Below are 11122 nucleotides of genomic sequence, written 5' to 3'. Positions count from 1 at the left end.
GGACATGGGACGAGTCACCGAACGACGCAAGGTGCTCCGCATCCGCGACGGGGCGGTCTCCACTCGCCCGGACACGCTGGTCGCGGAGGAACCGCTGGAGATCCGGCTCAACGGCAAACCCCTCGCCATCACCATGCGCACGCCCGGTGACGACTTCGCGCTGGCCGCCGGATTCCTGGTCAGCGAGGGCGTACTGGCGCGGGGATCCGACCTGCAGAACATCGTCTACTGCGCCGGGGCGACCGTCGACGGATCGAACACGTACAACGTCGTCGACGTGCGGACCGCGCCGGGCCTCAGCCTCCCCGACATCACCCTCGAGCGGAACGTGTACACGACCTCCTCCTGCGGCCTGTGCGGCAAGGCCAGCCTGGACGCGGTCCGTACGACGACCCGCTGGCCCATCGCCGACACTCCCCCGCTCCGCATCGAACCGGAACTCCTCGCCGTGCTGCCCGACCGGCTGCGCGAGGCCCAGCGCGTCTTCGACCGCACCGGTGGCCTGCACGCGGCGGCCCTGTTCTCGGAGGGCGGCGAGCTGCTGGACGTCCGTGAGGACGTCGGCCGGCACAACGCGGTCGACAAGCTGGTCGGCCGTGCCCTGCAGAGCGGCGGCCTGCCGTTGTCCCGCGCGATCCTGCTCGTGTCGGGCCGGGCCTCGTTCGAGCTGGCGCAGAAGGCCGTGATGGCGGGCATCCCGGTGCTCGCGGCGGTGTCGGCGCCGTCCTCCCTGGCGGTGGACCTGGCGGCGGAGACGGGACTGACGCTGGTGGGCTTCCTGCGGGGCAGTTCCATGAACGTGTACGCGGGTGAGGACCGCATCGCCCTGCGGACCACGGCCGCGCGGGGCTAGGCGGCCGCCCGCGGCACGGCGGCGGGGCCCCGACCGGCGGGGAGCGCCCCCTGCGTCGCAGGGGCCCCGCCTCGACCACGCCCCCCGGCGAGTGGGGCGGCCGCCCCGGCGCGAAGGCGTCCCCGCCCCGCAGCGCCACCCCGCACCGTTCCCGGCGCGAACGCCCTCAGCGCGATGGCGCCTGCCTGTCGGCCGCGGACCGTGACACCGCGTCCGTCGCCCCCGCCGCGACCGTCCCCGTCGCGGTCTCCGCCTCCGAGTCCTTCTCCGCCCCCGTCCCGCTCGCCGTATCCCTCTCGCTCTCCGCCTCCGGGTCGTGCGAGCGGCGCTTGGCGATGACCGCGCACACCATGAGCTGCATCTGGTGGAACAGCATCAGCGGCAGCACGGCGAGGGAGGCGTGCGCGCCGAACAGGACGCTCGCCATGGGGAGTCCGGAGGCCAGGGACTTCTTGGACCCGGCGAACTGGATGGCGATCCGGTCCGCGCGGTCGAACCGCAGCGCCTTGGAGCCGTACCAGGTCAGCGTGAGCATCACGGCGAGCAGGACGGCCTCGACGGCCAGCAGACCGGCGAGCCTGGCCGGGCTGACCTGGTGCCAGATGCCCTGGACCATGCCCTCGCTGAACGCGGTGTAGACGACGAGGAGGATCGAGCCGCGGTCGACGTAGCCGAGGACCTTCTTGTGCCGGGTGACGAACCCGCCGATCCAGCGCCGCAGCACCTGCCCCGCCACGAACGGCACGAGCAGTTGCAGCACGATCTCCACGAGGGAGTCCGCGGAGAAGCCGCCGCTGCTGCCGAGCAGCGCGGCCGCGAGCAGGGGCGTGACGACGATGCCGACCAGTGAGGAGAAGGAGCCGGCGCAGATCGCGGCGGGCACGTTGCCGCGGGCGATCGAGGTGAAGGCGATCGAGGACTGGACGGTCGACGGGACCAGGGTCAGGAACAGCAGTCCCTGGTGGAGCGGGTCGGTGAGGATCACCGGGACGAGGCCGCGGGTCGCCATGCCGAGCAGCGGGAAGATCACGAAGGTAAAGGCGAGGACCGTGACGTGCAGCCGCCAGTGCCTGAGCCCGTCCACCGCCTCCCGGGTGGAGAGGCGGGCGCCGTACAGGAAGAAGAGGAAGGCGATCGCGGCCGTGGAGGCGCCGGAGGCCACGTCGGCGGCGTCGCCGCGGGCCGGCAGGAGCGCCGCGAGACCGACCGTCCCGAGCAGCAGGAGGATGTACGGGTCGATCGGCATCCGGGTCGGCCGGCGAAGGTGTTTCACGGTGCTCCACTTGTCGTTCTCGCTCGTTCGTTCACATGCCGTGAGGCCCGCGGACCCCCCGTCCATCGTCCTCCCCGACTCCGTGATCGGGAATCCGGCATACCGCTCTCACTGTGATCGCGCACCGTGATGACCGGTACGGTGGCCGGTGTGTACGAACCTTCCCAGCTGCGCACCTTCCTGGCGGTCGCCCAGACGCTGAGTTTCACGCAGGCCGCCCGGCGGCTCGGGCTGCGCCAGTCGACCGTCAGCCAGCACGTACGCCGTCTGGAGGACGCCGCCGGGCGGACGCTGTTCACCCGGGACACGCACTCGGTGGAACTGACCGAGGACGGCGAGGCGATGCTGGGTTTCGCGCGCCGGATCCTGGAGGTGCACGAGCAGGCGACGGCGTTCTTCACGGGTACCCGGTTGCGCGGGCGGCTGCGCTTCGGCGCCTCCGAGGACTTCGTGCTGACGCGGCTGCCGGAGATCCTGGAAGGCTTTCGGCACGACCATCCGGAGGTCGACCTGGAGCTGACCGTGGAGCTGTCCGGCACGCTGCACGAGCAGCTCGCGGCCGGGAAGCTGGACCTGGTGCTGGCCAAGCGGCGCCCCGAGGATCCGCGCGGCGAGCTGGTCCGGCACGACGAGCTGGTGTGGATCGGCGCGGACCGGCTGCGGCTGCACGCCGACCGCCCGGTGCCGCTGATCGTCTTCCCGCCGCCGGGGATCACCCGTGCCCTCGCCCTGGAGGCGCTGGAGCGACAGGGGCGGGCGTGGCGGATCGTGTGCACGAGCGGCAGCCTGAACGGTCTCATCGCGGCGGCCCGCGCGGGACTGGGCGTGATGGCGCACTCGCGCGGCCTGATCCCGCCGGGCCTGGTGCGCGTCCCGGAGCGGGCGGGCCTGCCCGAGCTGGGCCGGGTGGAGTTCGTCCTGGTGCACGGGCGGCGGCGTACGGCGGCGCAGGGCGCGGCCGACGCGTTGGCGGCGGCGATCCTGGCGGGCGGCGACCGCCTGCACCGACGCGGCCCCCGCCGGGCGGGCCCGGACCGCGCCGCCTGACCCCGCCCGACTCGTGTGGACCGCGCCATCAGCCCGGCCGGGCAGGGCCGGACCGGCGCCTGACCTGTGCCGGGCGGGCGCGGCCGCGCCATCGGGCCCGGCCCGGCAGGACCGGACCGGCCGTCTGACCCGGCCGACTCGTGTGGACCGCGCCGCCTGACCCCGCCCGGCTCGTGCCGACCGCGCCGTGGGCCCCCGCCGGGCGGGTCCGGACCGGGCCGCCTGGCCCCGGTCGGACGGGCGCGGGCCGCGCCATCGGGGCCGGCCGGTGCGATCGGTGCGACCGGTGCCCCGGCCGGGGACTCTCGGATCGTTCGTCGGACCCTGGCGGACTAGCGCGCCGGACGCTGGTAGGTGAGCTGCTTGATCCTGCGCAGGAACGGCGTCGCCTCCACGTGCTGGACGCCCTCCAGCCGGCCGAGGGGCCCGCTGAGATAGGCGTAGAGGCCCGCCGTGTCGCGGGCGACGGCGGTGACGACGATCTGCGACGGGCCGGCCGTGGCGGCCGCGTGCGCCACCTCGTCGTGGCCGGCCAGGGCCTCGCCGACGGTGTGCAGGGCGGCGGGTGTCGTGGTGATCCAGAGGGCGGCGGTGAGGGGGAAGCCGAGGATCTCGGAGTGGTACTCGACGTCGATGTAGACGGCCCCCGAGGCGAGCAGGGCGCCGAGGCGGCGTTTGACGGAGGACTCCGAGCGGCCGGTGGCCCGCTGGAGTGCGGGGTGGCCGGCGCGACCGTCGCGTTCGAGGACGGCGAGGAGAGGCTCGTCCTCGGGGTCGATGCGGGCCGGCCCGGCGGGCGTGCCGTGGCGGGGCAGCAGGGCCGCGGTCGTGTCGTCGTCGAGGACCCCGAACTTGCGCAGCCAGCCGCTGGGGCCGCCGTAGAAGCGGTGCAGGATCTGCTGGGCGCGGATCTCCACGACGCTCGGGGTGCGCGGGAGTCTGCCGAGGAGCAGGTCGTCATGGTCGCCGGGGCGGCGCGGGCGGGTCATGCAGACGATCTCGGTGCCGCCGGAGCCGAGGCCGATCCAGTTGGTGTCGTGGCGTTTGGCGAGGGCGTCGGCGATGACGGTGGCGCTGTCGGGGACGCAGCGCAGGCGCAGCATCCACTGGTCCTGGCCGAGCCGCTCGGCGTCGCGGACCGCGACGACGCGCAGGCCGCCCTCGGCGCACAGTCTGCGGTAGCGGCGGGCGACGGTCTGGTCGGAGACACCGAGGGCGGCGCCGAGTCTGCTGAAGGAGGCCCGCCCGTCGATCTCCAGGGCACAGATCAGTTTCAGGTCCAGTTCGTCGAAGGTGTCGGATTCCCTTCTCATCGGCCGCTCCCCCATCGGATTCCGTCGCGCTGCCGCCCTTTTCCCTGCTGATCGTCCGGCATCCGCTCATCGTACGGAGCGTTCGTGTTCCTCGAGAGGGAGTGGGAGTCATGCGCGTATGGGGGCCGCTGACGGCGGTGTGTCTGGGCACGTTCATGTTGTTGCTGGACGTGACGATCGTGGTGGTGGCGCTGCCCGACATGGCGAAGGCGCTGGACGCGTCGTTGAGCGATCTTCAGTGGGTGGTGGACGGGTACGCGCTGGCGCTGGCCGCGCTGCTGCTGGCGGCGGGCGCCGCCGCCGACGTCCTGGGGCGGCGCCGGGTGCATGTGGCGGGGGTGGTGCTGTTCGCGGTGGCCTCCCTGCTCTGCGGGCTCGCCCCGGGGCCGGGGACGCTGGTCGCGGCGCGCGCGGTGCAGGGGGTCGGCGCGGCGGCGATGCTCGCGACGACGCTGCCCCTGCTCGGCGCCGTGTACCAGGGGCGGCGGCGCTCGGCCGCGCTCGGGGTGTGGGGCGCGGTCAGCGGCGGCGCCGCGGCGGTCGGGCCGGTGCTGGGCGGGCTGCTCACCGCGGGACCCGGCTGGCGGTGGATCTTCCTCGTGAACCTGCCGGTGAGCGTGGTCGCGGTGTGGCTGACGCTGAAGGTGGTGCCGGAGTCGAAGGGGCCGCGCGGGATGAGCGTGGACTGGGCGGGGACGGTCACGTTCGCCGGGTTCGCGGGCGGCACGACGTACGCGGTGGTGCGGGCCGGGGAGGACGGCTGGGGCGCGACGGCCACGCTGGTGTCGGCGGGGCTCGCGGGGCTGGCGCTGGTCTGCTTCGTGCTGGTGGAGCGCCGGGCCGCGCACCCGCTGCTGGATCTGGCGCTGCTGCGGCGGCCCGCCTTCGTCGGGGCGATGCTGGGGGCGTTCGCCTTCAACGCAGTGGCGTTCGGGGTCACGCCGTACCTGTCGATCTGGATGCAGACGCTGCTGGGTATGAGTCCGGTCCGCGCTGGGCTGACGCTGCTGCCGATGACGGTGGCGGCCATGGTCGTCGCGGTGCTGGTGGGCAGGCTGCTGCACGGTGTGCCCGCCCGGCTGGCGATCGGCGGCGGGCTGCTGCTGATCGGTGCGGGCTGCTGCGCCCAGTCGGTCCTGGACGCGGGGTCGTCCTGGACGGCGCTGTCGCCCGGGTTCGTGCTGGTGGGCGTGGGGACCGGGCTGGTGGCGCCGACGGTCGCGGGCGCGGCGCTGGCCGCCGTGCCGGCGCAGCGGGCGGGGATGGCGGGCGGCGCGGTGAGCACCGTGCGCCAGCTCGGCTACGCGCTCGGGGTCGCCCTCTTCGGCACCGTGGTGACCTCGCGGGCGACCGGTGCGCTGCCGCGCGAGGCGGCCCACACACTGGCGGGCGGCGGCGCCGGGGCGCTGCGCGGGGCGTACGGCGAACACGCCCTGCGGACGGCGTTCGCCGCCGGGCTCGACGCGGCGCTGCTCACGGCGGGCGCCGCCGGGCTGGTCGCCGGTGCCCTCGTCCTGGTGCTGGTCGGGCCGGAGCGCCGCGGCCGCGAGGGCGGGACGGAACCGGTCGCTCCGTCGCTGTCCGAAGGGACCGCGCCGACGCGCGGCTGACCCTTCGCGCCGGGTGGGCGGCGTAAGCGGGTCGGGCAGATTCGGTGGAGATTACGGCACCGGAACTTACTCTTCGGTCAGTTTTTCTGTCCGACCCCTCCGCAGGTGGACCCATTTTCCCGCACTCACCAGCACGGACGAGAGAATGTCCCATTTTCCGGCCCCCTCCCGCCCCGCGCGGGCGTGGGGTAGCTTTCACGGCGCTGTGCGGCCATGAGAAGCGGGGTGCGGGGTTTGCGCGAGTTCACCAACCCTCCGTTGGCGTCGGCACCGCCGGTGGGCGGTCTGGCCGACGTCGTGTTCGAGCACGCCCAGGACGACCCGCTCCACATCGCGCTGGGCCGCAAGGACGAGCGGGGCGACTGGCGGGACGTGACCTCCGCCGAGTTCCGCGACGAGGTCCTCGCCCTCGCCAAGGGCCTCCTCGCCGAAGGCGTCCGGTTCGGCGACCGCGTCGCGATCATGTCCCGCACCCGTTACGAGTGGACCCTCTTCGACTTCGCCCTGTGGACCATCGGCGCCCAGGTCGTCCCCGTCTACTCGACCTCCTCGGCCGAGCAGTGCTTCTGGATGCTGTACGACTCCGAGGTCACCGCGGCGGTCGTCGAGCACGAGGACCACGCCATGACGATCGCCACCGTCATCGACCGCCTCCCCCGGCTGCGCCGGCTGTGGCAGCTGGACGCGGGGTGTGTGCGGGAGCTGTACGACGCCGGCGCCCACCTCGAGGACGAGGTGGTGCACCGGCACCGCGAGGCGGTCACCCCGGAGTCGACCGCGACGGTCATCTACACCTCCGGCACCACCGGCCGGCCCAAGGGCTGTGTCATCTCCCACGGCAACTTCATGTTCGAGGCGGACACCGTCATCGAGCGCTGGGAGCCGGTCTTCCACTCCAAGAAGGGCGACGAGGCGGCGACGCTGCTGTTCCTGCCGCTCGCGCACGTCTTCGGCCGGATGGTGCAGATCGCCGCGATCCGCGGCCGGGTCCGCTTCGGCCACCAGCCCCAACTGCACGCCGCCGCCCTGCTGCCCGACCTGGCCGCGTTCCGGCCGACCTTCTTCCTCGCCGTGCCGTACATCTTCGAGAAGGTGTTCAACGCGGCGCGTCGCAAGGCCGAGCGGGAGGGCAGGGCGGGGCCGTTCGAGAAGGCCGTCGAGGTGGCCGTGGACTACGCGGAAGCCGTCGAGGCGAAGGCCTGGGGCACCGGGCCGGGCCCCTCGGCGGGGCTGCGGATGCAGCACCAGCTGTTCGACAAGCTCGTCTACTCCAAGGTGCGCGCGGCCATGGGCGGCCGCGTCCGGCACGCCATGTCCGGCGGCTCGGCGATGGACCGCAGGCTCGGCCTGTTCTTCGCGGGCGCCGGCGTGCAGATCTACGAGGGCTACGGCCTCACGGAGACGACCGCGGCCGCCACCGCCAACCCGCCAGGACGCACCCGGTACGGCACCGTCGGCCAGGCCATCCCCGGCCTGACCGTGCACATCGCGGACGACGGCGAGATCTGGCTGCGCGGCGACAACGTCTTCCAGGGCTACCTCAACAACCCCAAGGCCACCGACGAGACCCTGCACGACGGCTGGCTCGCCACCGGCGATCTGGGCTCCCTCGACGAGGACGGCTACCTCACCATCACGGGCCGCAAGAAAGAGATCCTCGTCACCTCCAGCGGCAAGAGTGTTTCACCGGGGCTGCTGGAGGAACGCGTCCGGGACCATCCGCTGGTGAACCAGTGCATCGTCGTCGGCAACGACCGGCCGTTCGTCGCCGCCCTGGTCACCCTCGACCAGGAGGCCGTCGAACACTGGCTCCAGATGCGCGACAAACCGCGGCTGACGCCCGCCGAGCTGGTGCGCGACCCGGACCTGGAGGCGGAGGTGCGCCGGGCCGTCGTGGCGGCGAACACGATGGTCTCGCAGGCCGAGTCGATCCGCACCTTCCGCATCCTCGCCCAGCCGTTCACCGAGGAGCACGGCCTCCTCACCCCGTCCCTGAAGCTGAAGCGCAAGGCCATCGAGAACACGTATGCCGCCGAGGTCGACGCGCTGTACGGGACGTGAGCCCCGGCTGCGCGTTCCGGGGTCAGGAATGCATCACACCCCGTGATCGTTGACGATGGGAGAACCACTTGACGGACAACCGAAGGATCAAGAGCTCGTGAGCAGCAAGGTCCCCCCGATCATCCTGAACAACGGCGTCGAGATGCCCCAGCTGGGCTTCGGCGTCTGGCAGGTGCCGGACGACGAGGCCGAGCAGGCGGTGACCACCGCACTGGAGGCCGGGTACCGCAGCATCGACACAGCGGCGATCTACGGCAACGAGGAGGGCACCGGCAAGGCCCTCGCCGCCTCCGGCCTGGCCCGCGAGGACCTCTTCGTCACCACCAAGCTCTGGAACGCCGACCAGGGTTACGACGCGACGCTCCGCGCGTTCGACACCTCGCTGGAGAAGCTGGGCCTCGACCACGTCGACCTGTACCTGATCCACTGGCCGCTGCCGGCCCGCGACACCTACGTCGACACCTACAAGGCGTTCGAGAAGCTCCTCGCGGACGGCCGCGCGCGGGCCATCGGCGTCTCGAACTTCCTGCCGGAGCACGTGGAGCGGCTCATCGCCGAGACCTCGGTCATCCCCGCGGTCAACCAGATCGAGCTGCACCCGCACCTCCAGCAGCACGCCGCGCGGGAGTTCCACGCCGAGCGGGGCATCGCCACCGAGGCCTGGTCACCGCTGGGCCAGGGCAAGGGGCTGCTGGAGGTGCCGGCGATCGTCGCCATCGCCCGCAAGCACGACCGCACCCCGGCCCAGGTCGTGCTGCGCTGGCACCTCCAGCTCGGCAACGTCGTGATCCCGAAGTCCGTGACGCCGTCGCGGATCAGGGAGAACATCGAGGTGTTCGACTTCAGCCTCGACACCGAGGACCTCGCCGCGATCAGCGCGCTGAACGAGGACCGGCGCATCGGCCCCGACCCGGCCACGTTCGACGTCGGCTGAGTTTCCGGACCGACCGACGAAGGGCGCCCCTCCTGCCGAGGGGCGCCCTTCGCACGTCGCTCGCTCAGTTGGGCTGTCCCACCGGGCGTACGACGACGGTGTTGATGTCGACCCCCTCGGGCTGGCGGACCGCCCACACCACGGAGTCGGCGATCTGGTCGGCGGTCAGCAGGTGTCCGGGCGGCAGGCTGCCGTAGCCGTCCCAGAACGGGGTCTCCACCCGGCCGGGCGCGATCAGGGTGACGCCGACACCCCATTCGGTGACCTGCCGGCGGGTGTTCTCGGCGAGCCCGGTGACCGCCCACTTGGTCGCGCCGTAGACGTTGCCCGCGGTGGGCACGAAGCCGGCGACGCTGCCGATCAGGACGATCCGGCCGCGGCTCTCCTTCAGCGCGTCGATCGAGGCGCGCACGAGAAGGGCGGGGCCCAGCACGTTCGTCAGGACCATGTCGGTCCAGCCGGTGGGGTCGCCTTCGGCGACGGAGTCGTGGGTGGCGGCGCCAGCGTTGGCGACGACCGTGTCCAGTCGACCGTACGCCTTGAGCGTACGGTCGACCGCCGACTTTACGTGGCCGTAGTCGGACGCGCTGCCGACGATGGTCAGCAGCCCCTCGGGCTCGCCGAGTTCGGTGGCGAAGGCGCGCAGCCGATCCTCGCCGCGGCCCGTGACGGTGACCCGGTACCCGGCGTCCAGCAGGCGCCGTGCGACGGCGGCGCCGATGCCGCTGCCGCCGCCGGTGATGAGGGCGACCGGCGCGGTCGTCGTTCCGGGTGCGCCGGTCGTGTCCGGAGAACTGCTCATGATGTGTACCCCCTGCGTGCAGCGTGAACGGCACGGAGTCCATCACTTGGAGCGCTCTCGAAGTCAAGAAGTCTCGTCGCGGACCGACTTGACCGCCGTGTGCACCGAGTGGGCGGCCAGCACGAACACGTCCGGCCTGCGGTGCACGCCCGCCGGGTCCCCGGGGTCGAGCAGCCGGTCGAGCATGGCCCGGTCGCCCGCCTCGAGCGTGGCCCCGAAGACGTCCCGGAGACGGCCGAGGGAGGCGGCGATGTAGGCGCGGGCGCGGTCGGAGGCGGGGGCCGGCAGGTCGAGCAGGAAGGTACGGGTGCGGGCGTGCTTCAAGCCCGCCGCACCCAGCAGCGCGGCCCAGTCCTCGGTCTCCTCGACGGCTCCGGGCAGGTCGGCGCGCATCCGGGCGAACCACTCCGCCTCCAGCGCGTCCAGCCGCGCCTCCAGACCCGGGCGGCCGAATCCGAGGTCGCGCGGCAGGAAGCGGCTCGGCAGGCCCCCCTCCATGATCGCCAACGTGCCGCCGGGCGCCAGCCGCTCGGCGAACGCGGCGAGGGCGGCGCGCTGGTCACCCAGGTGGTGCAGACTGCGGCCGGCCCAGATCAGGTCGGCGGGGTAGTCCAACTCGTCGAGCACGCCGGGCAGTTCGCCGGCCAGTGTGCCGAAGCGGTCGTCGAATCCGCGTCGGCCGGCGCGTGCCCGCGCCCGCTCCAGGAGCGGTCCGGAGCCGTCGACGGCCATGACCCGCGCGCCCGGGAACATCTCGGCGAACAGACAGGACACCACGCCGGGTCCGCTGCCGGCGTCGACGATCAGACCCGGCTCGGTCACCTCCTTGCCGAGCCAGGACAGGGCCTTCTCGTACAGAGGCATGAAGAGTTCGGCCTGGGCCTCCAGGTGCGGTGCCATCTCGGCCCAGTCGATGTCGGTGCCGTTCCCGTGGCCGTGGCCGTGGGGGCCGGGCTGGGCGTGGCCGCCGTGCTGGTGCTGCTGCTCGTGCTGCTGGTGCTGTTCGTGCTGTTCGTGCTGTTCGCGCGCCATGGTGGTCAGCCTCTCGTCCGTGGTGCCGACAGCGTGCGTCGACGCACCGGCCGGTGGCCACCGCTGTTGCCGGGACGGCAAAAAGACGGCGAACGGTTCCGGGCGGACGGTTCCCCGAGCGAACGCGGCCCGAGCGAACGCGGCCCGGGCGAACGCGGCCCGGGCGAACGCGGCCCGGCCGCTCCCGGTGAACGGGA

General features: G+C 73.0%; 9 protein-coding genes. 5 read left to right on the top strand and 4 right to left on the bottom strand.

The genetic code is table 11. The features are described from left to right. The first annotated feature begins 4 nt into the window (after positions 1-4). Positions 5-853, top strand: a complete 849-nt coding sequence (gene fdhD, locus ACFYO5_RS13220) for a formate dehydrogenase accessory sulfurtransferase FdhD (RefSeq protein ID WP_388707917.1) — start codon at positions 5-7, stop codon at positions 851-853. Between the two features lie 166 nt (positions 854-1019). Here fdhD and ACFYO5_RS13215 read toward each other — a convergent pair whose 3' ends face one another. Next, positions 1020-2099 (bottom strand): bile acid:sodium symporter family protein, encoded by a 1080-nt coding sequence (locus ACFYO5_RS13215; protein ID WP_388709209.1) that lies wholly within the window; start codon positions 2097-2099, stop codon positions 1020-1022. Positions 2100-2276: 177 nt separating this feature from the next. Here ACFYO5_RS13215 and ACFYO5_RS13210 point away from each other — a divergent pair, with 177 nt between their 5' ends. After that, a complete protein-coding gene (locus ACFYO5_RS13210) occupies positions 2277-3173 on the top strand; it encodes a LysR substrate-binding domain-containing protein (protein WP_356561625.1) in 897 nt (298 codons plus the stop codon). A gap of 332 nt (positions 3174-3505) precedes the next feature. Here the strand turns inward: ACFYO5_RS13210 and ACFYO5_RS13205 are convergent, their stop codons facing one another. Then, positions 3506-4486: an Lrp/AsnC family transcriptional regulator gene (locus tag ACFYO5_RS13205; RefSeq protein ID WP_388707913.1), complete on the bottom strand. Its 981-nt coding sequence runs from the start codon at positions 4484-4486 to the stop codon at positions 3506-3508. A gap of 110 nt (positions 4487-4596) precedes the next feature. Between ACFYO5_RS13205 and ACFYO5_RS13200 the strand changes: the two genes are divergently transcribed. The 3 genes from ACFYO5_RS13200 to ACFYO5_RS13190 all read left to right on the top strand — a co-directional run bounded on the left by ACFYO5_RS13200 (position 4597) and on the right by ACFYO5_RS13190 (position 9091). Further along, positions 4597-6096: an MFS transporter gene (locus tag ACFYO5_RS13200; RefSeq protein WP_388707910.1), complete on the top strand. Its 1500-nt coding sequence runs from the start codon at positions 4597-4599 to the stop codon at positions 6094-6096. 234 nt (positions 6097-6330) lie between these two features. Then, positions 6331-8157: an AMP-dependent synthetase/ligase gene (locus ACFYO5_RS13195; protein ID WP_356561619.1), complete on the top strand. Its 1827-nt coding sequence runs from the start codon at positions 6331-6333 to the stop codon at positions 8155-8157. A 97-nt stretch (positions 8158-8254) separates the two neighbouring features. Then, positions 8255-9091, top strand: coding sequence for an aldo/keto reductase (locus ACFYO5_RS13190; protein WP_388707907.1), 837 nt, complete (start codon positions 8255-8257; stop codon positions 9089-9091). A 64-nt stretch (positions 9092-9155) separates the two neighbouring features. Here ACFYO5_RS13190 and ACFYO5_RS13185 read toward each other — a convergent pair whose 3' ends face one another. Both ACFYO5_RS13185 and ACFYO5_RS13180 read right to left on the bottom strand, forming a co-directional pair. After that, positions 9156-9893: an SDR family oxidoreductase gene (locus ACFYO5_RS13185; protein WP_388707904.1), complete on the bottom strand. Its 738-nt coding sequence runs from the start codon at positions 9891-9893 to the stop codon at positions 9156-9158. A 63-nt stretch (positions 9894-9956) separates the two neighbouring features. After that, a complete protein-coding gene (locus ACFYO5_RS13180; RefSeq protein ID WP_388707902.1) occupies positions 9957-10925 on the bottom strand; it encodes a class I SAM-dependent methyltransferase in 969 nt (322 codons plus the stop codon). Between the last annotated feature and the right edge of the window lie 197 nt (positions 10926-11122).

The sequence above is a fragment of the Streptomyces sp. NPDC006259 genome, assembly GCF_042870975.1.
Classification (GTDB): Bacteria; Actinomycetota; Actinomycetes; order Streptomycetales; family Streptomycetaceae; genus Streptomyces.
The sequence above is the reverse complement of the archived record's forward strand: the minus strand, read 5'-3'. Positions and strand labels throughout refer to the sequence as shown.

Coding starts and splice junctions, on each gene's coding strand:
- fdhD (WP_388707917.1), top strand. CDS start 5: ATGGGACGAGTCACCGAACGACGCAAGGTGCTCCGCATCCGCGACGGG.
- ACFYO5_RS13215 (WP_388709209.1), bottom strand. CDS start 2,099: ATGCCGATCGACCCGTACATCCTCCTGCTGCTCGGGACGGTCGGTCTC.
- ACFYO5_RS13205 (WP_388707913.1), bottom strand. CDS start 4,486: ATGAGAAGGGAATCCGACACCTTCGACGAACTGGACCTGAAACTGATC.
- ACFYO5_RS13200 (WP_388707910.1), top strand. CDS start 4,597: ATGCGCGTATGGGGGCCGCTGACGGCGGTGTGTCTGGGCACGTTCATG.
- ACFYO5_RS13185 (WP_388707904.1), bottom strand. CDS start 9,893: ATGAGCAGTTCTCCGGACACGACCGGCGCACCCGGAACGACGACCGCG.
- ACFYO5_RS13180 (WP_388707902.1), bottom strand. CDS start 10,925: ATGGCGCGCGAACAGCACGAACAGCACGAACAGCACCAGCAGCACGAG.